Annotated in this window: 17 protein-coding genes; 11 read left to right on the forward strand and 6 right to left on the reverse strand. The window is 66.4% G+C overall.

The genetic code is table 11. The features are described from left to right. From folD to AC3WQM_RS01730, 3 genes are all read right to left on the reverse strand, one after another. Positions 1-852 carry a bifunctional methylenetetrahydrofolate dehydrogenase/methenyltetrahydrofolate cyclohydrolase FolD gene (gene folD, locus AC3WQM_RS01720; protein ID WP_492676696.1) on the reverse strand — a complete coding sequence of 284 codons (852 nt, stop codon included), beginning with the start codon at positions 850-852 and terminating at the stop codon, positions 1-3. Between the two features lie 80 nt (positions 853-932). Then, complete coding sequence (locus tag AC3WQM_RS01725) at positions 933-1,568, reverse strand: response regulator transcription factor (protein WP_099790122.1); 636 nt, start codon at positions 1,566-1,568, stop codon at positions 933-935. Further along, a complete protein-coding gene (locus AC3WQM_RS01730; RefSeq protein ID WP_056580072.1) occupies positions 1,565-4,105 on the reverse strand; it encodes a PAS domain-containing sensor histidine kinase in 2,541 nt (846 codons plus the stop codon). Before AC3WQM_RS01730 ends, AC3WQM_RS01725 begins: the two co-directional genes overlap by 4 nt. A 183-nt stretch (positions 4,106-4,288) precedes the next feature. On the opposite strand from AC3WQM_RS01730, the gene aceE reads away from it, so the two are divergent. From aceE to lpdA (AC3WQM_RS01750), 4 genes are read left to right on the forward strand one after another with little or no spacing between them, the layout of a single operon-like run. Next, positions 4,289-7,018: a pyruvate dehydrogenase (acetyl-transferring), homodimeric type gene (gene aceE, locus AC3WQM_RS01735; protein WP_492676698.1), complete on the forward strand. Its 2,730-nt coding sequence runs from the start codon at positions 4,289-4,291 to the stop codon at positions 7,016-7,018. A 49-nt stretch (positions 7,019-7,067) separates the two neighbouring features. Further along, entirely contained in the window at positions 7,068-8,729 is a 1,662-nt protein-coding gene (aceF, locus tag AC3WQM_RS01740) for a dihydrolipoyllysine-residue acetyltransferase (RefSeq protein WP_492676699.1), read from the forward strand. Further along, entirely contained in the window at positions 8,726-9,319 is a 594-nt protein-coding gene (locus tag AC3WQM_RS01745) for an MFS transporter (protein ID WP_492676700.1), read from the forward strand. Before aceF ends, AC3WQM_RS01745 begins: the two co-directional genes overlap by 4 nt. Continuing rightward, positions 9,316-11,145 carry a dihydrolipoyl dehydrogenase gene (lpdA, locus tag AC3WQM_RS01750; protein WP_492676702.1) on the forward strand — a complete coding sequence of 610 codons (1,830 nt, stop codon included), beginning with the start codon at positions 9,316-9,318 and terminating at the stop codon, positions 11,143-11,145. The genes AC3WQM_RS01745 and lpdA (AC3WQM_RS01750) overlap by 4 nt, the downstream gene beginning before the upstream one ends. Before the next feature lie 87 nt (positions 11,146-11,232). Here the strand turns inward: lpdA (AC3WQM_RS01750) and AC3WQM_RS01755 are convergent, their stop codons facing one another. Next, positions 11,233-11,808, reverse strand: coding sequence for a C40 family peptidase (locus AC3WQM_RS01755; RefSeq protein WP_489058409.1), 576 nt, complete (start codon positions 11,806-11,808; stop codon positions 11,233-11,235). A 322-nt stretch (positions 11,809-12,130) separates the two neighbouring features. Between AC3WQM_RS01755 and AC3WQM_RS01760 the strand changes: the two genes are divergently transcribed. Beyond that, positions 12,131-13,183 (forward strand): PQQ-dependent sugar dehydrogenase, encoded by a 1,053-nt coding sequence (locus AC3WQM_RS01760; protein ID WP_492677178.1) that lies wholly within the window; start codon positions 12,131-12,133, stop codon positions 13,181-13,183. A gap of 8 nt (positions 13,184-13,191) precedes the next feature. Here AC3WQM_RS01760 and AC3WQM_RS01765 read toward each other — a convergent pair whose 3' ends face one another. Beyond that, on the reverse strand, positions 13,192-13,992 hold the full coding sequence (locus AC3WQM_RS01765) for an alpha/beta hydrolase (RefSeq protein WP_492676703.1): 801 nt from the start codon (positions 13,990-13,992) through the stop codon (positions 13,192-13,194). Positions 13,993-14,002: 10 nt separating this feature from the next. After that, positions 14,003-15,628, reverse strand: a complete 1,626-nt coding sequence (locus AC3WQM_RS01770) for a 4-hydroxyphenylacetate 3-hydroxylase family protein (RefSeq protein WP_492676704.1) — start codon at positions 15,626-15,628, stop codon at positions 14,003-14,005. 127 nt (positions 15,629-15,755) lie between these two features. On the opposite strand from AC3WQM_RS01770, the gene AC3WQM_RS01775 reads away from it, so the two are divergent. From AC3WQM_RS01775 to lpdA (AC3WQM_RS01800), 6 genes are all read left to right on the forward strand, one after another. Further along, entirely contained in the window at positions 15,756-16,442 is a 687-nt protein-coding gene (locus AC3WQM_RS01775; protein WP_492676705.1) for a TetR/AcrR family transcriptional regulator, read from the forward strand. Between the two features lie 12 nt (positions 16,443-16,454). After that, positions 16,455-17,060 (forward strand): isochorismatase family protein, encoded by a 606-nt coding sequence (locus AC3WQM_RS01780; RefSeq protein WP_062480816.1) that lies wholly within the window; start codon positions 16,455-16,457, stop codon positions 17,058-17,060. A gap of 98 nt (positions 17,061-17,158) precedes the next feature. Beyond that, positions 17,159-19,132, forward strand: a complete 1,974-nt coding sequence (locus AC3WQM_RS01785) for a propionate--CoA ligase (RefSeq protein ID WP_492676706.1) — start codon at positions 17,159-17,161, stop codon at positions 19,130-19,132. 195 nt (positions 19,133-19,327) lie between these two features. After that, on the forward strand, positions 19,328-22,204 hold the full coding sequence (locus AC3WQM_RS01790; RefSeq protein WP_492676707.1) for a 2-oxoglutarate dehydrogenase E1 component: 2,877 nt from the start codon (positions 19,328-19,330) through the stop codon (positions 22,202-22,204). A gap of 54 nt (positions 22,205-22,258) precedes the next feature. After that, positions 22,259-23,518: a 2-oxoglutarate dehydrogenase complex dihydrolipoyllysine-residue succinyltransferase gene (gene odhB / locus AC3WQM_RS01795; protein WP_492676708.1), complete on the forward strand. Its 1,260-nt coding sequence runs from the start codon at positions 22,259-22,261 to the stop codon at positions 23,516-23,518. 19 nt (positions 23,519-23,537) lie between these two features. Beyond that, positions 23,538-24,968 (forward strand): dihydrolipoyl dehydrogenase, encoded by a 1,431-nt coding sequence (lpdA, locus tag AC3WQM_RS01800; protein ID WP_492676709.1) that lies wholly within the window; start codon positions 23,538-23,540, stop codon positions 24,966-24,968. Positions 24,969-24,993: the final 25 nt, after the last annotated feature.

Raw genomic sequence — 24,993 nt, forward strand, 5'->3', positions numbered from 1 at the left:
TTACTTGGCGGCGCGCTCGGCGGCTTCAAGGGTGTTGACGAGCAGCATCGCGCGCGTCATCGGGCCGACGCCGCCGGGCACGGGGGTGATCCAGCCGGCCACTTCCTTCACGCCGTCGAAATCGACGTCGCCGGCCAGCTTGCCGTCGGCCTTGCGGTTCATGCCCACATCGATGACGACGGCGCCGGGCTTCACCATGTCGGCGGTCAGCAGGTCGAGCTTGCCCACGGCGGCGACGATCACGTCGGCCTGGCGCGTGATCGCACCCAGGTCCTGGGTGGCGCTGTGGCAGATGGTCACGGTGGCGCTCTTGGCGAGCAGCATCATGGCCATCGGCTTGCCGACGATGTTGCTGCGGCCGATGACCACCGCGTGCTTGCCGCGCAGGTCGTAGCCGATCGATTCGAGCATCTTCATGCAGCCGTGCGGCGTGCAGGGCCAGAAGCCCGGGGCGCCGGTCATCAGCGCGCCGGCGCTGGCCACGTGGAAGCCGTCGACGTCCTTGGCGGGCGAGATGGTCTCGATGACCTTCTGGCTGTCCATGTGCTTGGGCAGCGGCAACTGAACGAGGATGCCGTGCACCTTCGGGTCGTCGTTGAGGGCGCGGATGCGCGCCAGCAGGTCGGCCTCGCTCAGGTCGGCGGGGTAGGTCTCGAGTGTGGCCGCGAGGCCGGTTTCGGTGCTGTCGTTGACCTTGTGCTTGGTGTAGACCTGGCTCGCCGGATCGCTGCCCACCAAAATGATGGACAGGGCCGGGTTCACGCCGCGGGCCTTCAGCGCAGCGGTGCGGCCGGACACCTCGGCGCGGATGGTTTTGGCGAGGGCGTTGCCGTCGATCAGTTGGGCGGTCATCGGTTTTGATTTTCCAAGTAAAAACGCCCGCTTGCGCAGGCGTGGGGAAGGTGCGTGGCTATCGCAGGGATAGCTGCAGCTCAGGAGGCCTTGGCCGTGGGGGCCGCTTGCCCGAGCGCGATCTTGAGCAGATCGGCCACGGTGTTGGCGTTGAGCTTTTCCATGATGTTGGCGCGGTGCGCCTCCACCGTCTTGATGCTGATGCCCAGGTCGTCGGCGATCTGCTTGTTCAGGCGGCCGGCAACGATGCGCTCGAGCACCTGCGCCTCGCGGCCCGTGAGCTTGGACAGCAGCGCGTCGCGGCTGGCCGACTGCTGGTGCTGCGTGAAGGCGCCGCGTGCGTGTTCGAGCATGCGCTCGACCAGCGACACCAGCTCTTCGTCGTTGAAGGGCTTCTGGATGAAATCCATCGCGCCCTTTTTCATGCTGTCGACCGCCATCGGCACGTCGCCGTGGCCGGTGATGACCACGATCGGCAACGGAGAACGCCGTTCGATCAGTCGATCCTGCAATTCGAGGCCGGTCATGCCGGCCATGCGGATATCGACGATCAGACAGGCGACTTCGCGCGGGTCGTATCGGGAGAGAAAGGATTCGGCGGACTCGAAACAGCGGACTCTGTAGTCCTTGCCTTCGAGCAGCCATTGCAGTGAATCGCGGACGGCTTCGTCGTCATCGACGACATAGACCGTGCCCTTCTTCGGAATCAAACTCATGCAGGTACCTTTGCCTCGTCGCTTGCTACGGAACTGATAGCGTCCAACACCGGAATCCAGAAGGAAAAACGGCATCCGATCACATCCGGGCCATTGTAGATGTTCTCCGCCTGCATCCGGCCGCGGTGCGACTCGACGATGGTGCGGCACAGGTTGAGCCCGATGCCCATGCCTTCGGGCTTGGTGGAGAAGAAGGCCTCGTAGAGCCGGTCCATGACCTCGGGCGAGAGGCCCTTGCCCGTGTCCTGCACCGAGAACTCGATGGCATTCTGCCCCTCGATCACCTTGGGCAGCACGCGCAATTCGACGCTGCGGCGCGCCAGCGGGCGGTCGGCGATGTCGATGGATTCGGCCGCGTTCTTCAGCAGGTTGACCATCACCTGCTCGATGAGGATCGGGTCGACGCGCACCACCGGCAGCCGCGCGGCCACGTAGTGGTTCAGGCGCACATTGCGCCGGCGCAGCTCGATGCCCGCGAGTTCGACCGCCTCGCTCACCATGGTGGCGACGTCGGCCGGCGTGCGATTGGGCTCGCTGCGCTTCACGAAGGAGCGGATGCGCTGGATGATCTGGCCCGCGCGCTGCGCCTGCTTCGAGGTCTTCTCGAGCGCGGCAAGCAGGGCGTCGTTGTCGATCGTCTGCCCCTTGATGCGCGACATCATCCCGTTGCAGTAGTTGGCGATGGCCGTCAGCGGCTGGTTGAGTTCGTGCGCCACGCTGGACGCCATCTCGCCCATGGTGATCAGGCGGCTCGCGGCCTGGGCCTTGTCGGCCTGCGCGGCGGCCTGTTCTTCGGCGTCGCGGCGCGGCGTGATGTCGGTGGCGATCACCAGTTGCGCGAGGCGCCCGTCGACCCAGGTCAGGTAGCGCGAGCGCACTTCGAGCCACTTGCCCAGGTGCGGCACGAAGATCTCGTTGTTCGCGGTCTGGGCGGCGGTCAGGGTGTCGATCGGCAGGCCGGCGTAGGGGTCGACGTCGTCCAGGCCTTCGTCGTGCGCGTTCGACGGCGGCACGCCGGCCTGCGCCACCATGCCCAGGTGGCCCACGGTGTCGGAGCCGAACCACAGGCGGTACAGCTTGTTGGCGAACAGCAGTTCTTCGCTGCCGATGGGCGCCACCGACACGGCGGCGTCGAGCGCTTCGAGCACGGTGGTGAAGCGTTCGTACGAGGCGGACAGCTGCTCGCGGATGCGCGTCGGTTCGGTGATGTCGGTCATCGACGTCATCCAGCCGGTCTGGTGGCCGCGCGCGTCGATCAGCGGCGACACGTACAGGCGCGCGTTGAAGACGCTGCCGTTCTTGCGCTTCACGCGCACCTGGAAGCCGCCGGGCAGGGCGCGGCCGTGCAGCTCTTCTTCGAGGCGCTCGTTCATCACCTCGCGGTCGGATTCGAGCCAGTAGGGGAAAGGCGGCGTCTGGCCGACCAGTTCGTCCTCGCTCCAGCCCGTCATGGCGCAGAACGCGGCGTTCACGTAGGTGATGCGGCCTTGCAGGTCGAGTACGCGCATGCCGGTGAGCATGGAGTTTTCCATCGCGCGGCGGAAGTTGGTTTCGGCCACCAGCCGCTGCTGCGCCTGCAGGCGGCGCCGCGTGTGGCGCCAGGTGCCGATCAGCATCCAGCTGGTCATCACGCTGAGGGCGCACACGAGCCAGAAGAGGCCGTTGCCCACCACGCCCTGCGAGGTGCGGTAGGCCTGCGCGCGCAGCATCAGCGCATTGCCCACGGGCGACACCGGCACTTCGTATTCGTTGGTGGCTTCGGTCCAGGGCAGCAGGCGGGTGCCGCTGTTCTTCAGCGGCGTGGTGTTGCCGGCGATGACGTTGCCCTTGGCGTCGAGCAGCGAGACGGCGTAGCGCGCCTGCACCTCGGAGGGCATGCCGTAGCGCAGCAGGCCGTCGATGGAGAACTCGCCGAGCACGACGCCCGCGAACAGGCCCTGGTCGAACAGTGGAATGTGCAGCTGCAGCATCGCGGCCGGCTCGCCGCCGGCCACGGGCTGCGAGTACACCGGCTGGCGCAGCTCGCGCGCGAGCGCGTAATTGCTTTCGATGTCGCCGGGTCGCAGCACGTCGCCGATCAGGTGTTGTTGTGCCGGGTGGACGCTGGGTGCGGCATAGCCGGCCTTGAAGCGGCGTCGGTCGTCGATCCAGCTGATGGTCTGCAGTTCGGGGAACTGGCTCACCAGCGACTCAGCACGGCTCGTGAATTCGACCGGATCGATCTCGCGGTTGGAGGCATCGCGCGCGATGCGCATCAGCTGTTCCTGCCGCTCCAGCAAACGCAGGCGCATGCGCTGTTGCGCGTACTCGACATCGCGCCGCACCGACTCCTGCTCGCGCTCGACTTCTTCGGAGCGCAGGTACCAGAACGCCGACACGATGGCCGCGAGAAACAACAGCACGGCCGCCATCGGCGCGAGCATCGCGACGGCGTCCTGCAGCACCGGTGTCTGCTTGCGCCACCACGTGCGCCACCAGGACAGCGGCGAGGCTTTGACGGCACTGCGGGCGACCGCGAGCGGGGAGGAAAGGGGCATGGGCGGAGTTTAGGTGATGGCCCTCTCGGGCAAGAGGCCCTGCCGGGGACGTGCTTCCTTGATATTTCATAATAAGAAATCAACAAGCACTATTTGAAATAGGGAAACTTCTATGCGAAACTCCGGCGCGCTCGGTGCCCAGCGCACTAAATTACAGCCACAGCCCTAAAAGGAGAGACAAGCATGTCGGCAAATCCCGAGAACCTGTTCGGCTCGGCCGCAAACGATGCGGACGCCCAGGAGACGCGTGAATGGATGGATGCACTGTCTTCCGTCATCCAGAGCGAAGGGCCCGAGCGGGCGCACTTCCTGCTCGAACAACTGCTCGAACATGCGCGCCAGAACAGCGTCGACATGCCGTTCTCGGCCAACACCGGCTACGTGAACACCATCGAGCCGGGCGTGGAAGCCCGCAGCCCCGGCAACCTCGAGATCGAACAGCGCCTGCGCGCCTACATGCGCTGGAACGCCATGGCCATGGTGGTCAAGGCCAACCGCATCCACCCGCCCGAAGGCGGTGACCTGGGCGGCCACATCGGCTCCTTCGCCTCGCTGGCCAGCATGTTCGGTGCCGGCTTCAACCACTTCTGGCACGCCGAGAGCGAGAACCACGGCGGCGACCTGCTGTACATCCAGGGTCACGTGTCGCCCGGCATCTATGCCCGCGCCTACCTGGAAGGCCGCCTCTCCGAAGACCAGCTGCTCAACTTCCGCCAGGAAGTGGACGGCAAGGGCCTGTCGAGCTACCCGCACCCCAAGCTGATGCCCGAGTTCTGGCAGTTCCCCACGGTGTCGATGGGCCTGGGCCCGCTGATGGCGATCTACCAGGCGCGCTTCCTGAAGTACCTGCACGCCCGCGGCATCGCCAACACCGAGAACCGCAAGGTCTGGGTGTTCTGCGGCGACGGCGAAATGGACGAAGTCGAATCGCTGGGCGCCATCGGCCTGGCCGCGCGCGAGAACCTCGACAACCTGATCTTCGTCATCAACTGCAACCTGCAGCGCCTGGACGGCCCGGTGCGCGGCAACGGCAAGATCATCCAGGAGCTCGAAGGCGAGTTCCGCGGCGCCAACTGGAACGTCATCAAGCTGATCTGGGGCAAGGGCTGGGACGCGCTGCTCGAGAAGGACCATGACGGTGCGCTGCGCAAGATCATGATGGAGTGCAACGACGGCGACTACCAGTCGTTCAAGGCCAACGACGGCGCCTACGTGCGCAAGAACTTCTTCGGCCGCGATCCGCGCACGCTGAAGATGGTCGAGCACCTGACCGACGACGAGGTCTGGAACCTGCAGCGCGGCGGCCACGACTCGCAGAAGGTGTACGCCGCCTTCCACGCCGCCCAGAACCACAAGCGCCAGCCCACCGTGCTGCTCGTCAAGACCGTCAAGGGCTTCGGCATGGGCAAGATCGGCGAAGGCAAGAACACGGTCCACCAGACCAAGAAGCTCGGCGACGAAGACATCAAGGCCTTCCGCGACCGCTTCAACATCCCGATTCCCGACAGCCAGATTGCCGATCTGCCGTTCTACAAGCCGGCCGACGACACGCCCGAAATGCGCTACCTGCACGAGCGCCGCAAGGCCCTGGGCGGCTACCTGCCGCACCGCCGCGTCAAGGCCGACGAGAGCTTCACGGTGCCCTCGCTCGACACCTTCAAGGCGGTGATGGAGCCCACGGCCGAAGGCCGCGAGATCTCGACCACGCAAGCCTACGTGCGCTTCCTCACGCAGCTGCTGCGCGACAAGGCGCTGGGCCCGCGCGTCGTGCCCATCCTGGTGGACGAGGCCCGCACCTTCGGCATGGAAGGCCTGTTCCGCCAGATCGGCATCTACAACCCGCACGGTCAGCAGTACACCCCGGTCGATAAAGACCAGGTCATGTACTACAAGGAAGACAAGGCCGGCCAGATCCTGCAAGAGGGCATCAACGAAGCCGGCGGCATGTCCAGCTGGATCGCGGCGGCCACGTCGTACAGCACGAACAACCGCATCATGGTGCCGTTCTACGTGTACTACTCGATGTTCGGCTTCCAGCGCATCGGCGACCTGGCCTGGGCGGCCGGCGACATGCAGGCCCGCGGCTTCCTGCTAGGCGGCACCTCGGGGCGCACCACGCTGAACGGCGAAGGCCTGCAGCACGAAGACGGTCACAGCCACATCCTGGCCAACACCATCCCGAACTGCGTGAGCTACGACCCGACCTTCGCGCACGAAGTCGGCGTGATCCTGCACCACGGCTTGAAGCGCATGGTCGAGAAGCAGGACAACGTCTACTACTACCTGACGCTGCTCAACGAGAACTACGCGATGCCCGGCCTGCAGCCCGGCACCGAAGAGCAGATCATCAAGGGCATGTACCTGTCCAAGCAGGGCCCGGTGGTCAAGGCCGCCAAGGGCGCGAAAGAAGCGCCGACTGTGCAACTGCTGGGCAGCGGCACCATCCTGCGCGAGAGCTTTGCCGCGCAGGAGCTGCTCGAGAAGGAGTGGGGCGTGTCGGCTTCGGTGTGGAGCTGCCCGAGCTTCAACGAACTGACCCGCGACGGCCAGGACGCCGACCGCTGGAACCTGCTGCACCCCGACCAGACGCCGCGCGTGCCCTTCGTAGCCCAGCAGCTAGGTGCCTCGACCGGCCCTGTGATCGCGTCGACCGACTACATGAAGGCCTACGCCGAGCAGATCCGTCCGTTCGTGCCGAAGGGCCGCACCTACAAGGTGCTGGGCACTGACGGGTTCGGTCGCAGCGACTTCCGCGCCAAGCTGCGCGAGCATTTTGAAATCAATCGTCACTACATCGTGGTGGCTGCGCTCAAGGCGCTGAGCGAAGATGGCACCGTGCCGGTGGCCAAGGTGGTGGAAGCGATCAAGAAGTACGGCATCAATGTCGACAAGGTCAACCCGCTCTACGCTTGAACATCAACAACCAACGAACGAACGGCGCCTGACGGCGGGAGACAACGATATGGCAGCAGTGGAAGTGAAAGTGCCCGACATCGGCGACTTCGATGAAGTCGCGGTGATCGAGGTGCTCGTGAAGGTGGGCGACACGGTCAAGGCCGAGCAGTCGCTCATCACGGTCGAATCGGACAAGGCGTCGATGGAAATCCCGTCGTCCACGGCCGGTGTGGTCAAGGAAATCAAGATCGCCGTGGGCGACAAGGTCAAGGAAGGCTCGGTGGTGCTGGTGGTCGAGGCCGAGGGCGCGGCTGCCGCCGCCCCGGCGCCGGCCGCTGCGCCTGCTGCCGCGGCACCCGCCGCGGCGGTTGCCGCGCCTGCGCCCGCCGCAGCCGCACCGGTGGCCTCGGGCCCGGTCGACATCAAGGTACCGGACATCGGCGACTTCAAGGACGTCGCGGTCATCGAGCTGCTGGTGAAGGTGGGTGACACCATTGCCGCCGAGCAGTCGCTGATCACGGTGGAGTCGGACAAGGCTTCGATGGAAATCCCGTCGTCGGCCGCCGGCGTGCTGAAGGAACTCAAGGTCAAGGTGGGCGACACCGTGAACATCGGCGACCTGATCGCGGTGCTCGAAGGCGCTGCAGGCGCTGCTGCACCCGCATCGGCGCCCGCGCCGGCACAGGCTGCGGCTGCCGCGCCCGCTGCTGCAACCGCCAGCGCACCTGCGCCGGCCGCCGCAGCACCTGCTGCAGCCGCCCCGGCCCACCAGCCGACGTCGGCTCCCACCGGCAGCCTGCCGCACGCCTCGCCCTCGGTGCGCAAGTTCGCGCGCGAACTCGGCGTGCCGCTCGAAGAGGTCAAGGGTTCCGGCCTCAAGGGCCGCATCACGCAGGACGACGTCCAGAACTTCACCAAGGCCGTGATGAGCGGCCAGGCCAGCACCAAGGCCTCGGCGGCCAAGGCGCCGGCCGGTGGTGGTGGCGACGGCGCGGCGCTGGGCCTCATCCCGTGGCCCAAGGTCGACTTCACGAAGTTCGGCACCGTCGAGCGCAAGGACCTGTCGCGCATCAAGAAGCTCAGCGGCGCGAACCTGCACCGCAACTGGGTGATGATCCCGCACGTCACCAACAACGACGAAGCCGACATCACCGAGCTCGAAGCCTTCCGCGTCTCCACCAACAAGGAGAACGAGAAGTCGGGCATCAAGGTCACGATGCTCGCCTTCGTGATCAAGGCGGTGGTCGCGGCGCTGAAGAAGTTCCCCGACTTCAACGCCAGCCTGGACGGCGACCAGCTCGTCTACAAGCAGTACTACAACATCGGCTTCGCGGCCGACACGCCCAACGGGCTCGTGGTGCCGGTGCTGAAGGATGCCGACAAGAAGGGCATCCTGCAGATCAGCGCCGAGATGGGCGAGCTCGCCAAGAAGGCGCGCGACGGCAAGCTCGGTTCGGCCGACATGCAGGGCGGCTGCATGTCGATCAGCTCGCTCGGCGGCATCGGCGGCACGCACTTCACGCCCATCATCAACGCCCCCGAAGTGGCCATCCTCGGCCTCTCCAAGGGCCAGATGAAGCCGGTGTGGGACGGCAAGCAGTTCGTGCCGCGTCTCACGCTGCCGCTGTCGCTGTCGTACGACCACCGCGTGATCGATGGCGCCCTGGCTGCGCGTTTCAACGCCTACCTGGGCCAGGTGCTCGCGGACTACCGTCGCATCCTGCTATGACCACGGTTGTGGCCGTCCGAAAGGGTGGCCAGGTCACGATGGCGGCAGACTCGCTGGTGACCTTCGGCGACACGCGCATGTCGCACAACGCCGAAGCGAACCAGAAGATCTTCACCGTCGAGGATGCCGCGGGCCAGAGCCTGTTCGCGGTGGCGGGCGCCGCCGCGCACCAGCTGGTGCTCCAGCATGCGCTGGCGGCCCAGCCGCGCGAGGCGCTGCAGTTCGGCAGCAAGCACGAGGTGTTCCACACCTTCACGCAGTTGCATCCGGTGCTGAAGGATTCGTTCTTCATGCAGACCAAGGAAGACGAGCACGAGCCCTACGAGTCGAGCCAGTTCACCATGCTGCTGGCCAACCCGAGCGGCATCTACGGCATCTACAGCTACCGCGAGGTGTTCGAGTTCAAGCAGTACTGGGCCATCGGCTCGGGACGCAGCTTCGCGCTCGGCGCCATGCACGTGGCCTATGACAACAAGTCGCGCAACGCGCGCGACGTGGCGGAGGCGGGCATCGCCGCCGCCTGCGAATTCGATCGCAATTCGGCCCTGCCGGCCGACGTTCTCACACTCAAACTGAAAGTGTCCAAATGAGCGAACAACACATCAAGGTGCCGGACATCGGTGACTTCGACGAAGTCGCGGTGATCGAGGTGCTGGTCAACGTCGGTGACACGGTCAAGGCCGAGCAGTCGCTCATCACGGTCGAATCGGACAAGGCCTCGATGGAAATTCCGTCGTCGGCCGCCGGCGTGGTGAAGTCGCTGGCCGTGAAGGTGGGCGACAAGGTCAAGCAAGGGTCGGTCGTGCTGACGCTCGAAGTCGACGGGGCCGCCGCGCCCGCGCCCGCGCCGGCAGCTGCCCCCGCACCGGCGGCAGCTGCGCCTGCGCCCAAGGCGGCCGCACCGGCCCCTGCCGCGGCAGCGTCCGTGGTGGTGTCCAGCTACGGCGGCAAGGTCGATGTCGAGTGCGACGTGGTCGTGCTCGGCGCCGGCCCTGGCGGCTACTCGGCCGCCTTCCGCGCGGCCGACCTCGGCCTGAAGGTCGTGCTGATCGAACGCTACGCCACGCTCGGCGGCGTGTGCCTGAACGTCGGCTGCATTCCGTCGAAGGCGCTGCTGCACGTGGCGTCCGTCATGGACGAGGTGAAGCACTTCGCCGACCTCGGCGTGAGCTTCGCGGCCCCCACGGTCGACCGCGCCAAGCTGCTCGGCCACAAGAACAAGGTGGTGGGCAAGCTCACCGGCGGCCTCACGGCGATGGCCAAGATGCGCAAGGTGACGGTGCTGCGCGGCGTCGGCAACTTCGTCGACCCGTACCACCTGGAAGTCGAAGAGACCTCCGGCACGAGCTGGGACACCACTGGCAAGAAGCAGACCGTCAAGTTCCGCAACGCGATCATCGCGGCCGGTTCGCAGTCGGTGAGCCTGCCCTTCATGCCGAAGGACCCGCGCGTGGTCGACTCGACCGGCGCGCTCGAGATGGGCACCGACCCCAAGCGCATGCTGGTGCTGGGCGGCGGCATCATCGGCCTCGAAATGGGCACCGTGTATTCGACGCTGGGTGCGCGCCTCGATGTGGTCGAAATGCTCGACGGCCTCATGCAGGGCGCCGACCGCGACCTCGTGAAGGTCTGGCAGAAGATGAACGCGCCGCGCTTCGACAACATCATGCTCAAGACCAAGACGGTCGGCGCCGAAGCCACGAAGGAGGGCATCAAGGTCACCTTCGAGGGCGAGAACGCACCGAAGGAACCGCAGATGTACGACCTCGTGCTGCAGGCCGTGGGCCGCAGCCCGAACGGCAAGAAGATCGGCGCCGAGAAGGCCGGCATCACGGTGGGCGACCGCGGCTTCATTCCGGTCGACATCCAGATGCGCACCAACGTGCCGCACATCTTCGCCATCGGCGACATCGTGGGCCAGCCCATGCTGGCGCACAAGGCGGTGCACGAGGCGCATGTGGCGGCTGAAGTGATCGCCGGCGAGCAGAAGGGCGACAAGGAGCTGTCCAGCGCCGCCTTCAACGCCCGCGTGATCCCCAGCGTGGCCTACACCGACCCCGAGGTGGCATGGGTCGGCCTCACGGAAGACCAGGCCAAGGCCGAAGGCATCAAGGTCAAGAAGGGCCACTTCCCGTGGACTGCGTCGGGCCGCGCCATTGCCAACGGCCGCGACGAAGGCTTCACCAAGCTGCTGTTCGACGCCGAGACGCACCGCATCCTGGGCGGCGGCATCGTCGGCACGCACGCGGGCGACATGATCGGCGAGATCGCGCTGGCCATCGAGATGGGCGCGGACGAGATCGACATCGGCAAGACCATCCATCCGCACCCGACGCTGGGCGAAAGCATCGGCATGGCGGCGGAAGTGGCCCACGGTACGTGTACCGACCTGCCGCCGGCGAAGAAGGCGGCCTGATCGATAGGCGCTACGGCGCCTGTCGAGCGCCCACAAAAAATCCCGCCGCGGCGGGATTTTTTTCGTCCTGGATTCGGGGGAGTCGAATCAGTCGCTGGCGTTGGCCATGGCCGCAGCCTTGACCTCGTCGCCTTGGCCGCTGAGCACGCGGCGGGCGCCGTCGAAGCGGCGCTGCCAGTAGCTGCCGTTCATGTCTTCGACACGGACCTGGGCGCCGGAGCGGGGGGAATGGATGAACTTGCCTTCGCCGACGTAGATGCCGACGTGGCTGAAGGTGCGGCGCATGGTGTTGAAGAACACGAGGTCGCCGGGCTTGAGCTGGCTGCGGTCGATCTTCTCGGTGGCGGCGGCCTGTTCTTCGGCGCGGCGCGGGAGCACGTGGCCCACCGTCTGGTTGTACATGGCGCGAACGAAGCCGCTGCAGTCGAAGCCGGATTCGGCGGTGTTGCCGCCGCGGCGGTAGGGGACGCCGAGGAAACCGATGGCGGTCACGACGAGGTCGGACGTGCGCTCTGCGACGGTCTGGCGAACCTGATGGAACTGGCCGACCAGGCCGCGTTCGGCAAGGATTCGGTCCATCTCATCCGATCGATCCTGTTGAGGGGGGGCGGCGTGGACGGCCACGGCGAACAGGAGGGATACGGGTAGGACGAAAAAACGCATGGCGCGTAGGATATTGATGACGCGCAGTTATGTCAATTTAATCTGAATTGTTGAATGCGTGCGTAAACCATTGATTTACATGAACTTTTTCGATCCGGCGGAAGAAAAAATGTAACGGTGAACGTTTATGCGGCATAAGGATTCGAATGTAAACGTCTCGGCATATATGACTTTGCGGTCTTAAAAGTCGACATGTGCGTTTCATTTGTTGTCAAGATGGCCTCAAATTCAGGAAATCTTCATGAACTTGCGAAATTTCTCCTTTCGTCGCTCCCTGGGAAGCCTCGTGGTGCTCGCGGGTTGCGGCCTGGCTGGCGCGGCCATGGCGCAAGTGCGTGCCGAAACCGTCGCCTCCGGTCTTGAGAACCCCTGGGGCGTGGCCTTCCTGCCGGAGGGCCGTTTCGTGGTCACCGAGAAGCCGGGGCGCCTGCGCCTGGTGGCGGCCGACGGCAAGCTGGGCGCGCCGATCCAGGGCCTGCCGCCCGTCGCGGCGGGCGGGCAAGGCGGGCTGCTCGACGTGCTGGCCGACAGCGGCTTCGCGCAGAACCGCACCCTGTACTTCTGCTATTCGGAACCCGAGGCGGGCGGTGGATCGGCCAACAGCACCGCGCTCGCGCGCGCCCGCCTGTCGGCCGACGGCACGACGCTGGAGGTGCTGAAGGTCATCTTCAGCCAGAAGCCCAAGGTCGCGAGCCGCGCGCACTTCGGCTGCCGCATCGTCGAGGCCCGCGACGGCAACCTGTTTCTCACGCTCGGCGACCGATTCAGCCGCAAGGACGATGCGCAGACGCTCGACAACCACCACGGCAAGGTGGTGCGCATCGGCAAGGACGGCAGCGTGCCGAAAGACAACCCCTTCGTCGGCAAGCCGGGTGCGCTGCCCGAGATCTGGAGCTACGGCCACCGCAACAGCCAGGGCGCAACGCTCGCGCCCGACGGTCGCTTCTGGATGACGGAGCACGGCCCGCAGGGCGGCGACGAGATCAACATCCCGCTGGCCGGCCGCAACCACGGCTGGCCGGTGATCACCTATGGCGAGAACTACGGCGGCGGCAAGATCGGCGAGGGCATCACCCGCAAGGACGGCATGGAACAGCCGCTGCACTACTGGGTGCCGTCGATCGCGCCCTCGGGCATGGCCTTCCTCACCAGTGATCGCTACGGCGCCGGCTGGAAGGGCAACCTGTTCGTGGGCTCGCTGAAGTTCGGATACCTTGATCGCATCGAGCTGAAGGACGACAAGGTGGTTGCCGAGCACAAGCTGCTGGCCGACGGCCGCGCCCGCATCCGCGACGTGAAGCAGGGGCCGGACGGCCTGCTCTACGTGCTCACCGACGAGTCCGACGGCAAGCTGCTGCGCCTGCGGCCGAACTGACCGACGGCTCAGCCCGGGCAGCCCGGCAGCGGCAGCGTCGGCAGCAGGCGGCGCCAGAGCCGCCGCCACTCGGGCCAGTCGTGCCCGCCGTCGGTCGTGACCACGCGCTCCGCCGGCAGCGCCCCGGCCAGCAGCCGGTGGCTGAAGGCGAAGCGGTCGTCGAGCGCGTAGCCCAGGTACAGCGGCGGCCGGTCGCCGAAGGTGCGGGTGTGGCCGACGTAGCCGCGCAGCCATTGCCACAGCTGCGTGTCGCTGGGCGTGCGCGGGTCGCTGCCGGGTGGCGCTTCGAGCGGGCCGTGCCAGCGCGCCACGCCGCCGGCATTGGCGATGTCCTGGCTCAGCACGCGTTCGCCCAGGTAGGGCGCCAGCACGACCAGGCCGGCGAGGTCGCCGGGGTGCGTCTGGGCGTACAGCAGCCCGCCGAAACCGCCGACCGAGATGCCGGCGATCCAGATCGCCTTGTAGCCCTGGCGGCGCGCCGGCGCGATCACGTCCCGATCCAGCCGGTCGAGGATGGTCTTGTCGCGGTAGTAGCCCATGTGGGCATCGACGCGCAGGGTGTCGACCGCGAGCCGGTTCTCGTTCAGTGCGTCGATGAAGCCTTCGCGCACGAACTCCTCGGGCGCCGAGTAGGCGCCGGGCAGCAGCACGATCAGCGTGTCGGCGCTGCGGGTGCAACTGCTCTTTTCCAGTGTGGTGGCCAGCGGGGCCTCGGCGGCGCGCAACCCGCCGCAGCCGGCGAGCAGCAGCAACGAGGCGGCGCCGAAGAGCAGGGCGAGGCGGCGGCGCAGGAGTGGCAAGGTCTGCATCCGCCGGAGTCTAGGTGCGCGACAGCGGAACCGGCAGGTCGACCATCACCGGTTGTCCCGGCACGGTGCAGCCGGTGTCGCAGCACTTGCCGGGCTGGCGGTTCTTCGTGATGGCGCGGCGCGGATCGTGCGGCGCGGCGGCCGGCGTGCCGTCGGCCGCGATGCCGCGCTCGAGCAGCCGCTCGACCAGCTCGACCTTCGAGCCGACCGGATAGTTGCGCCAGATCTCCTGCTTCATCGCCGCCGGCGAGCCGCCGCCGTGCAGGCTGATCACGCTGTACCAGCTGCCCTGGTAGCCGGCCGTGAGGTCTTCGATGAAGCGGGCCGTCTCGATGCGCTGCTCGTAGGGAATGGCGGGGTTGGCGCGCAGCACGTCGGACAGCCGCGCCGCGGTTTCGGGGTTGTGGTCTTCGTCCGGGCCGGGCAGGGTGACGATGAGGCCGCCGCTCACGTAGTGCGCGATGCGGTGCATGTCGTAGATCTTCGTGGCCAGCAGCAGCTTGCCGATGTTGCTGAACACCGGATCGGGCATGAAGACCTCGCAGTGGTCGTCGGCCTTGCCATAGACACTGGCCGCCACGCCGCAGGCAAAGAAGCTCTCGGTGAGGGTGATGAGCTCGACCATCTGCTCGCCCAGGTGGCTTTCCTTGCCGGGGTCGAAGCCGTTGGCCTCGCACATCAGCGCGCCGGCGCCGATCAGCAGGTCGCCGAAGCCGGCGCGGGCCGCGATGCAGCTGTGGCGATGGTGCGTGGCGTAGCTGTAGGTCAGGTGGCCCGAGTGCTCCCATTCGCCGGCGTAGAACACGCGTTCCCACGGCACGAACACGCGGTCGAACATGCACACGCCGGTGCTCTGGCCGTACTTGCGGCTGAAGAGGGCGTCGCCGTGCTCGAGCTTCTCGCCGGGCCGCCCGGCCGGCCGCGCGACGATGGTGAGGCCGGGCGCGTCCAGCGGCACGGCGCAGCAGACGGCGAAGTCGGCATCTTCCTTGCCCATGTTGCGGCAGGGCATGACCAGCAGCTCGTGCACATACGGCGCGCCGGTCACGATGGCCTTGGTGCCCGAGATGACGATGCCGCGCGCGTTGCGCTCGACCACGTGCAGGTAGCTGTCGACGTTCGCCTGCTCGTGCGGCCGGCGGCTGCGGTCGCCTTTGGCGTCGGTCATGGCGACGCCCAGGGTCAGGTCCTGGTCCTGGATGCGGTGCAGGTAATTGAGAAAGCGCGCGGTGTGCTCGGTGCTGCCGCGCGCGTCGTCGATGCGCGCCGACACCTGGGCGATGGCGTTGAGCGCGTCGTGCGTCAGGTAGCGCTGGGCGCAGCCGGTTTCCTGGCAGACCAGCCGCACGGCCTCGAGCTTGTTGAGCAGGTCGCCTGAGCTGGTGTTGATGTGCGAGAGCCGGTTCACCCGCTTGCCGCTGGTGTGCTGCACGGCGGTCATGAGCGGCGCGTACTCGGACTTGAGCGCGTGGTCGTAGGTGAGGGCGATGGCGTTGATGCCGGGCTGGAAGGCGGGCTCGTCGGCCACGCTGGCGACGCGGCGGCCGTCGACGAACACGGTGGGCGTGTAGCGGCGCAGCGATTCACGGTAGTCGGCGCCGGACATGAGGAGGGCGTCGGAAGGCGGGGCGTTCATGCGTGTTGTCTCCATGGGCTCGTGGGGGTTTTGGGGCCGTTGGCGTGAAGATTTAAACACTGTTCAATTTTTAGATCAATGTTCGAAAAAATGATCGACGACCAGATCGAGGGCTATAGTCCCGCCCATGCACGCCAAGCTCCAACGCCGCCAGACCCTCACCGACGCCCGCCGCGCCCTGGTGCTCGACGCCGCCCGCACGGTGTTCGCGGAGGCCGGCATCGAGGGCGCGAGCATCCGTGAAATCGCGAAGAAAGCCGGCTACACGCCGGGCGCCATCTATTCGTACTTCGAGAGCAAGGAGGCGATCTACGCGGCCTTGCTCGACGAGTCGCTGCTGCGCCTGCAGGCCGCGGTGGCCGAGGTGGCGGTGTCCGAGAGCCGGCCCGACCAGACCCTGGCCGCCAAGGCCCAGGCCTGGTTCGACTTCTATGCGGCGAACCCGCGCGACCTCGACCTCGGCTTCTATCTGGTGCATGGCATGCGGCCCCGGGGACTGACGCACGCGCTCGACCACGAACTGAACGACCGCCTCTACGACGCCCTGCGCCCCTGCGAGGAAGCGTTGCTGGCGTTGGGCCTCGATGCCGATCTCGCGCAGCAGGAGAACACGGCGCTGTTCGCGCACGGCGTCGGCCTGCTGCTGATGCAGCACACGGGGCGCATCCGCATGTTCAGGCAGTCGGCGGATGCGCTGTTCAAGACCTACCTTGGGCAGCTGGTGCAGCGATCGACCCCTGCAGCTACAGCGGAAGGCGCAGTGAAACCCGCTCTTTTCAGTGGTACGGTTCAGCCCAGTTCAACCGATACCTGAAAGAAGAAGTCCATGCTGCTCGACGCCACGCAATCCCAACTCGTCCTGGTCGATTACCAGGCGCGGCTGATGCCGGCGATCTTCGAAGGCGAAGCGGCGGCGCGCAATGCGGCGCGCCTGGGCCAGATGGCGCAGTGGGTCGACGTGCCGGTCTGGGGCACGGAGCAGAACCCGTCGAAGCTGGGCGAGAACCTGCCCGAGATCCGCGCCTTCTGCCGCAAGACGCTGGCCAAGATGCATTTCAGCGGCGTGGAAGAGGGGCTCGGCGAATGGCTGCGCCCGCCCGCGAAGGCGGCGCCGCAGGGCAATGCCCGCAGCCTGCCCAAGCATCTGCAGAAGCCCCCGGCCGCGGCCGAGGAGCGCAACACCATCGTCATCGCCGGCTGCGAAGCGCATGTCTGCCTGCTGCAGACCGCGCTCGACCTGCTCGAGGACGAGTTCGACGTGTGGGTCGTCACCGACGCCTGCAGCTCGCGCACCGAGCGCAACCGCGACGCGGCCTTCGACCGGCTGGCCGGCGCCGGTGCCGAGCTCGTGACCACCGAGATGGTCGGTTTCGAGTGGCTGCGCACCGCCGAGCATCCGGCGTTCCGCGACCTGCAGGCGCTGATTCGCTGACCTACTGACTCACTGAATTGCTGTGAAGGGCGGCCCGGCAAGGGGGCCGCCCGGATTGCCGCGGCTGTCAGCTTCCCGCAAGATCGGTCCCCATAATTATGAATTCAGTTTCGGCGTCGAGCCTGAAACGGAGCCCATACAACAGGAGACAGATCCCGATGAGCCGTTATGAAGAGTTCTACCGCCAGTCCGTCGACGCGCCCGAGGCCTTCTGGGCCGAGCAGGCCAAGCTGATCGACTGGCACACGCCCGCGCAGCAGATCCTCGACGCCAGCCAGCCGCCGTTCGCGCGCTGGTTCGTCGGCGGCACCACCAACCTGTGCCACAACGCCGTCGACCGGCACCTGGCCGATCGGGGCGATCAGCCAGCGCTGATCTTCGTGTCGACCGAGACCGGCGTCGAAACAAGCTACAGCTTCGCCGAGCTGCATGCCGAGGTGCAGCGCACCGCCGCCAGCCTCGTCGAGCTGGGCGTGGGCAAGGGCGACCGCGTGCTCATCTACATGCCGATGATTCCCGAGGCCGCCTTCGCGATGCTGGCCTGCGCGCGCATTGGCGCCATCCATTGCGTGGTGTTCGGCGGCTTCGCCAGCGGCTCGCTGGCCACCCGCATCGAGGATGCCGAGCCCAAGGTGGTGGTAAGCGCCGACGCCGGTTCGCGCGGCGGCAAGGTCATCGCGTACAAGCCGCTGCTCGACGAGGCCATCCGCCTGTCGAAGCACAAGCCCGAGGCCGTGCTGCTGACCGACCGGGGCCTGGCGGCGATGACGCTGGTGGCCGGCCGCGACCATCTGGCGGGCGAGCTGAGACACAGGCACCTGAATGCACAGGTGCCCTGCACCTGGCTGGCCTCGACCGACATCAGCTACACGATCTACACGAGCGGCACCACCGGCAAGCCCAAGGGCGTGCAGCGCGACGTGGGCGGCTACGCCGTGGCGCTGGCCGCGAGCATGAAGCACATCTTCGACGGCCGGCCCGGCGAAACCTACTTCTCGACCAGCGACATCGGTTGGGTGGTCGGCCACAGCTACATCGTCTACGGCCCGCTGATCGCGGGCATGGCCACCATCATGTACGAGGGCCTGCCCACGCAGGGCATCGACCAGCAGCCCGACGGCGGCATCTGGTGGCGCCTGGTCGAGAAGTACAAGGTGACGGTGATGTTCAGCGCGCCCACCGCCGTGCGCGTGCTCAAGAAACAAGACCCGGCGCTGCTCAAGAAGTACGACCTGTCGACCCTGCGCGCGCTGTTCCTGGCCGGCGAGCCGCTGGACGAACCGACCGCGCGCTGGATCAGCGACGGCCTGGGCGTGCCGATCATCGACAACTACTGGCAGACCGAATCGGGCTGGCCGATGATCACCATCGCCAACGGCGTGGAAGCCAAGCCCAGCAAGTTCGGCAGCCCGGGCGTGCCGATGTACGGCTACCGCATCAAGATCCTGCACGAGTCGACCGGCGAGGAGCTCACCGGGGCGAACGAGAAGGGCGTGGTCGTGGTCGAGGGCCCGACGCCGCCGGGCTTCATGCAGACCGTGTGGAAGGACGACGCGCGCTTCGTCAACACCTACTGGAAGAGCGTGCCGGGCAAGATGGTCTATTCGACCTTCGACTGGGGCATCCGCGATGCCGATGGTTATTTCTACATCCTGGGCCGCACCGACGACGTGATCAACGTCGCCGGCCACCGCCTGGGCACGCGCGAGATCGAGGAGAGCATCTCGGGCCACGCCAACGTGGCCGAGGTGGCGGTGGTCGGCGTGGCCGACACGCTCAAGGGGCAGGTGGCAATGGCCTTCGTCGTGCCGAAGGACGGCCTGGCCGTGACCGACGCCGACGCGGCGCTCCAGCTCGAGGGCGAGATCATGAAGGTCGTGGCCGACCAGCTCGGCGCCCTGGCGCGGCCCGCGCGCGTGCGCTTCGTGAGCGGCCTGCCCAAGACCCGCAGCGGCAAGTTGTTGCGTCGCGCGATCCAGGCCGTGTGCGAGCAGCGCGACCCGGGCGACCTGACCACCATCGACGACCCGGCCACGCTGCAACAGATCAAACAGTTACTGTCCGCCACCTGACCGCAAGCGCGAATCGGGGTAGGGTTGCGGGCCTTGCGCAGCCGCGTTCTGTCGTCATATGGTTGACGTGGCACAATGCCAAGGTACTCAGGCCCTTCCCCAGCCACAGTCGCATCCGCCAATCGGTCCAGCCGTGTCGCGGAAGGTTTCTTAACCAACTCGTGCTTCCTCCAGGGAAGCGAAGGTCAGCGGATCATGAGCGATTCCTCTACGCCTACGGCGTACACCGCCTATCAAGGCAACACCTACCTCTTCGGCGGCAATGCGCCCTATGTCGAGGAGATGTACGAAAACTACCTCGCCAACCCCGGCAGCGTTCCTGACAACTGGCGCACGTATTTCGACGCCCTGCAGAACGTCCCCGCCGCCGACGGCACCAGCGCCCGCGACGTCCCCCACCTGCCGGTCATCAACGCCTTTGCCGAACTGGCAAAGCAGGGCACGACCAAGGTCGTGCAGGCCAGCGGTGCCGACTCCGAACTCGGCCGCAAGCGCACGGCCGTCCAGCAGCTGATTGCCGCCTACCGCAACGTCGGCGCCCGCTGGGCCGACCTCGACCCGCTCAAGCGCGCCGAGCGTCCCGCCATCCCGGAACTCGAGCCCTCGTTCTACGGCTTTGCCGACGCCGACCTCGAGACGGTGTTCAACACCAGCAACACTTTCTTCGGCAAAGAGACCATGTCGCTGCGCGACCTGCTCAATGCCTTGCGTGAAACGTACTGCGGCACGATGGGTGCCGAGTACATGTACACCACCGACCAGAACCACAAGCGCTGGTGGCAGCAGAAGCTCGAAAGCGCCCGCACCAACCCGAAGCTCAGCGCCGAGCAGAAGAAGCACGTGCTCAACCGCCTGACGGCCGCCGAAGGCCTCGAGCGCTTCCTGCACACCAAGTACGTCGGCCAGAAGCGCTTCTCGCTCGAAGGCGGCGAAAGCTTCATCGTCTCGATGGACGAGCTGATCAACCAGGCTGGCGTCAAGGGCGTGCAGGAAATCGTGATCGGCATGGCCCACCGCGGCCGCCTGAACGTGCTCGTGAACTCGCTGGGCAAGATGCCCGCCGACCTGTTCGCCGAGTTCGACCACACCGCCCCCGAAGACCTGCCCTCCGGCGACGTCAAGTACCACCAGGGCTTCAGCTCGGACGTGACCACCCCCGGCGGCCCGGTCCACCTGAGCCTGGCGTTCAACCCCTCGCACCTGGAAATCGTGAACCCCGTGGTCGAAGGCTCGGTGCGCGCCCGCATGGACCGCCGCGGCGATCCGCTGGGCAAGCAGGTGCTGCCCGTGATCGTGCACGGCGACGCCGCCTTCGCAGGCCAGGGCGTCGTGATGGAAACGCTGGCACTGGCCGAGACCCGTGGTTATTCCACCGGCGGCACGGTGCACATCGTCATCAACAACCAGATCGGCTTCACCACCAGCGACCCGCGCGACAGCCGCTCGACGCTGTACTGCTCGGACATCGTCAAGATGATCGAAGCGCCGGTGCTGCACGTGAACGGCGACGATCCCGAAGCCGTGGTGCTCGCCACCCAGTTCGCCCTCGACTTCCGCATGGAATTCCAGAAGGACGTGGTCGTCGACATCATCTGCTTCCGCAAGCTGGGCCACAACGAGCAGGACACGCCGTCGCTCACCCAGCCGCTGATGTACAAGAAGATCGCGGCCCACCCCGGCACGCGCAAGCTGTACGCCGACAAGCTGGCCGCGCAAGGCCTGGGCGACACGCTCGGCGACGACATGGTCAAGGCGCAGCGCGCCGCCTTCGACGAAGGCAAGAACACCGTCGACCCCGTGCTCACCAACTTCAAGAGCAAGTACGCCGTCGACTGGAGCCCGTACCTCAACAAGAAGTGGACCGACGCCGGCGACACCGCGATTCCCTCCGCCGAGTGGAAGCGTCTGGCCGAGCGCATCACCAAGGCACCCGAGAACTTCACCGTGCACCCGCTCGTGAAGAAGGTGCTGGACGACCGCGCAGCCATGGGCCGTGGCGACGTCAACGTCGACTGGGGCATGGGCGAGCACATGGCCTTCGCCTCGCTGGTGGCCAGCGGCTACCCGGTGCGCCTGTCGGGTGAAGACTCGGGCCGCGGCACGTTCACGCACCGCCACGCCGTGCTGCACGACCAGAACCGCGAGAAGTTCGACACCGGCACCTACACGCCGCTGCAGAACGTGGCCGAGAACCAGGCCCCGTTCGTCGTCATCGACTCGATCCTGTCCGAGGAAGCCGTGCTGGCCTTCGAATACGGCTACGCCTCGAACGACCCCAACACGCTCGTCATCTGGGAAGCCCAGTTCGGCGACTTCGTGAACGGCGCGCAAGTGGTGATCGACCAGTTCATCGCCTCGGGCGAAGTGAAGTGGGGCCGCGTCAACGGCATCACGATGATGCTGCCGCACGGCTACGAAGGCCAGGGCCCCGAGCACAGCTCGGCACGCCTGGAGCGCTTCATGCAGCTGAGCGCCGACACCAACATGCAGGTGGTGCAGCCCACCACGGCCAGCCAGATCTTCCACATCCTGCGCCGCCAGATGGTGCGCAACCTGCGCAAGCCGCTGATCATCCTCACGCCCAAGTCGCTGCTGCGCAACAAGGACGCGACCTCGCCGCTGTCCGAGTTCACCAAGGGCAGCTTCCAGACCGTCATTCCCGACAGCAAGGGCCTGAAGGCCGAGAAGGTCAAGCGCCTGATCGCCTGCTCGGGCAAGGTCTACTACGACCTGGCCAAGAAGCGGGAAGAGCAGGGCACCGACGACGTGGCGATCATCCGCGTCGAGCAGCTCTACCCGTTCCCGCACAAGGCGTTCGCCGCCGAGGTCAAGAAGTACCCCAACCTCGTGGACATCGTGTGGTGCCAGGACGAGCCGCAGAACCAGGGCGCCTGGTTCTTCGTGCAGCACTACATCCACGAAAACATGCAGGAAGGCCAGAAGCTCGGCTACTCCGGCCGTGCCGCCTCGGCATCGCCGGCCGTCGGCTACTCGCACCTGCACCAGGAACAGCAGAAGGCGCTGGTCGATGGCGCATTTGGCAAGCTCAAGGGCTTCGTGCTGACCAAGTAAGAACCGTCCCTTTTCACACGAACACCCTCAAGAACAAAACGGAGCTCACTCCAAATGTCTATCGTAGAAGTCAAAGTCCCCCAGCTTTCCGAATCCGTGGCCGAGGCCACCATGCTCACGTGGAAGAAGAAAGCCGGCGAAGCCGTCGCCGTCGATGAAATCCTGATCGAGATCGAAACCGACAAGGTCGTGCTCGAAGTGCCCGCACCCTCGGCCGGCGTGCTGGTCGAGATCGTTCAGCCCGACGGCGCCACCGTGGTGGCCGAGCAGTTGATCGCCAAGATCGACACCGATGGCAAGGCCGCCGCCGCAGCGCCTGCTGCTGCAGCAGCTGCACCCGCCGCCGCACCGGCCGCTGCTGCCCCCGCAGCGGCAGCCGCCGCCACCGGTGGTTCGAAGGCCGACGTGGCCATGCCCGCCGCCGCCAAGCTGCTGGCCGACAACAACCTGAAGACCAGCGACGTGGCCGGCACGGGCAAGGACGGCCGCGTGACCAAGGGCGACGTGCTCGGCGCAGTGGCTGCCGGCGCCAAGCCTGCCGCCACCATCGCCGCACCGGCTGCCAAGCCCGCGCTGCAACAGGTGGCGGCGCCTGCCGCGCCTGACCTGGGCGAGCGCCCGGAACAGCGCGTGCCGATGAGCCGCCTGCGCGCCCGCATCGCCGAGCGCCTGCTGCAATCGCAATCGACCAACGCCATCCTCACGACCTTCAACGAAGTGAACATGGCCCCGGTCATGGACCTGCGCAAGAAGTTCCAGGACGCGTTCACCAAGGAACACGGCGTGAAGCTCGGCTTCATGAGCTTCTTCGTGAAGGCCACCGTGCACGCGCTGAAAAAGTACCCGGTGCTCAACGCGTCGGTCGACGGCAACGACATCCTGTACCACGGCTACTTCGACATCGGCATCGCCGTCGGTTCGCCGCGCGGCCTGGTGGTGCCCATCCTGCGCAATGCCGACCAGATGAGCTTCGCCGACATCGAGAAGAAGATCGCCGAGTACGGCAAGAAGGCACAGGACGGCAAGCTGGGCATCGAAGAAATGACCGGCGGCACGTTCTCGATCTCGAACGGCGGCACCTTCGGCTCGATGCTCTCGACCCCGATCATCAACCCGCCCCAGTCGGCCATCTTGGGCGTGCATGCCACCAAGGACCGCGCCGTGGTCGAAAACGGCCAGATCGTCGTTCGCCCGATGAACTACCTCGCCATGAGCTACGACCACCGCATCATCGACGGCCGCGAAGCCGTGCTGGGCCTGGTCGCCATGAAGGAAGCGCTGGAAGATCCGTCGCGCCTGCTGTTCGACATCTGATCCGGGGAGCAAGACACAGATGGCAAACAAGCAATTCGACGTCGTCGTCATCGGCGGCGGTCCTGGCGGCTACATTGCGGCGATCCGCGCTGCGCAGCTCGGCTTCAACGTGGCCTGCATCGACGAGTGGAAGAACGGCAAGGGCGGCCCCGCACCGGGCGGCACCTGCACCAACGTCGGCTGCATCCCCTCGAAGGCGCTGCTGCAATCGTCGGAGCACTTCGAGCAGGCCGGTCACCACTTTGCGGACCACGGCATCAAGGTCGAAGGCCTCGGCCTGGACGTCGAGAAGATGCTGGCCCGCAAGGACCAGGTCGTGAAGCAGAACAACGACGGCATCCTGTACCTGTTCAAGAAGAACAAGATCAGCTTCTTCCACGGCCGCGGTTCGTTCGTGAAGACCGACGAAACCGGCTACGAGATCAAGGTGGCAGGCGCCGCTGAAGAATCGATCAGCGGCAAGCACATCATCCTGGCCACGGGCTCCAACGCCCGCGCGCTGCCGGGCACGCCGTTCGACGAGGAAAACATCCTCTCGAACGACGGCGCGCTGCGCATCGGCGCGGTGCCCAAGAAGCTGGGCCTGATCGGCTCGGGCGTCATCGGCCTCGAAATGGGCTCGGTGTGGCGCCGCCTCGGTGCCGAGGTCACGGTGCTCGAAGCACTGCCGACCTTCCTGGGCGCCGTGGACGAGCAGATCGCCAAGGAAGCCAAGAAGGCCTTCGACAAGCAGAAGCTCAAGATCGAGCTCGGCGTCAAGGTCGGCGAGATCAAGTCGTCGAAGAAGGGCGTGAGCGTCGCCTGGACCAACGCCAAGGGCGAAGCCCAGACGCTGGAAGTCGACAAGCTGATCGTCTCGATCGGCCGCGTGCCCAACACCATCGGCCTGAACGCCGAAGCCGTGGGCCTGAAGCTCGACGAGCGCGGCGCCATCGCCGTGGACGACGACTGCAAGACCAGCCTGCCCAACGTGTGGGCGATCGGCGACGTGGTGCGCGGCCCGATGCTGGCGCACAAGGCCGAGGAAGAAGGCGTGGCGGTGGCGGAGCGCATCGCGGGCCAGCATGGCCACGTGAACTTCAACACCGTGCCGTGGGTGATCTACACCAGCCCCGAGATCGCATGGGTCGGCCAGACCGAGCAGCAGCTCAAGGCCGCGGGCCGCGCCTACAAGGCCGGCACCTTCCCGTTCCTGGCGAACGGCCGCGCACGCGCGCTGGGCGACACGACCGGCATGGTCAAGTTCTTGGCTGATGCGACCACCGACGAGATCCTGGGCGTGCACATCGTGGGCCCGCAGGCCAGCGAGCTGATCTCCGAAGCCGTCGTGGCGATGGAGTTCAAGGCCAGTGCCGAAGACATCGCGCGCATCTGCCATGCGCACCCGTCGCTGTCGGAAGCCACCAAGGAAGCGGCCCTGGCCGTGGACAAGCGCACGCTCAACTTCTGATCTCCGGTTCTTGAGCGAACCCGGC

The organism is Variovorax sp. FW301-JW7, assembly GCF_058788795.1.

Excerpts from the sequence above, each read along its gene's own strand:
- folD (WP_492676696.1), bottom strand. The coding sequence starts at position 852 with ATGACCGCCCAACTGATCGACGGCAACGCCCTCGCCAAAACCATCCGC.
- AC3WQM_RS01725 (WP_099790122.1), bottom strand. The coding sequence starts at position 1,568 with ATGAGTTTGATTCCGAAGAAGGGCACGGTCTATGTCGTCGATGACGAC.
- AC3WQM_RS01730 (WP_056580072.1), bottom strand. The coding sequence starts at position 4,105 with ATGCCCCTTTCCTCCCCGCTCGCGGTCGCCCGCAGTGCCGTCAAAGCC.
- aceE (WP_492676698.1), top strand. The coding sequence starts at position 4,289 with ATGTCGGCAAATCCCGAGAACCTGTTCGGCTCGGCCGCAAACGATGCG.
- aceF (WP_492676699.1), top strand. The coding sequence starts at position 7,068 with ATGGCAGCAGTGGAAGTGAAAGTGCCCGACATCGGCGACTTCGATGAA.
- AC3WQM_RS01745 (WP_492676700.1), top strand. The coding sequence starts at position 8,726 with ATGACCACGGTTGTGGCCGTCCGAAAGGGTGGCCAGGTCACGATGGCG.
- lpdA (WP_492676702.1), top strand. The coding sequence starts at position 9,316 with ATGAGCGAACAACACATCAAGGTGCCGGACATCGGTGACTTCGACGAA.
- AC3WQM_RS01755 (WP_489058409.1), bottom strand. The coding sequence starts at position 11,808 with ATGCGTTTTTTCGTCCTACCCGTATCCCTCCTGTTCGCCGTGGCCGTC.
- AC3WQM_RS01760 (WP_492677178.1), top strand. The coding sequence starts at position 12,131 with ATGGCGCAAGTGCGTGCCGAAACCGTCGCCTCCGGTCTTGAGAACCCC.
- AC3WQM_RS01765 (WP_492676703.1), bottom strand. The coding sequence starts at position 13,992 with ATGCAGACCTTGCCACTCCTGCGCCGCCGCCTCGCCCTGCTCTTCGGC.
- AC3WQM_RS01770 (WP_492676704.1), bottom strand. The coding sequence starts at position 15,628 with ATGAACGCCCCGCCTTCCGACGCCCTCCTCATGTCCGGCGCCGACTAC.
- AC3WQM_RS01775 (WP_492676705.1), top strand. The coding sequence starts at position 15,756 with ATGCACGCCAAGCTCCAACGCCGCCAGACCCTCACCGACGCCCGCCGC.
- AC3WQM_RS01780 (WP_062480816.1), top strand. The coding sequence starts at position 16,455 with ATGCTGCTCGACGCCACGCAATCCCAACTCGTCCTGGTCGATTACCAG.
- AC3WQM_RS01785 (WP_492676706.1), top strand. The coding sequence starts at position 17,159 with ATGAATTCAGTTTCGGCGTCGAGCCTGAAACGGAGCCCATACAACAGG.
- AC3WQM_RS01790 (WP_492676707.1), top strand. The coding sequence starts at position 19,328 with ATGAGCGATTCCTCTACGCCTACGGCGTACACCGCCTATCAAGGCAAC.
- odhB (WP_492676708.1), top strand. The coding sequence starts at position 22,259 with ATGTCTATCGTAGAAGTCAAAGTCCCCCAGCTTTCCGAATCCGTGGCC.
- lpdA (WP_492676709.1), top strand. The coding sequence starts at position 23,538 with ATGGCAAACAAGCAATTCGACGTCGTCGTCATCGGCGGCGGTCCTGGC.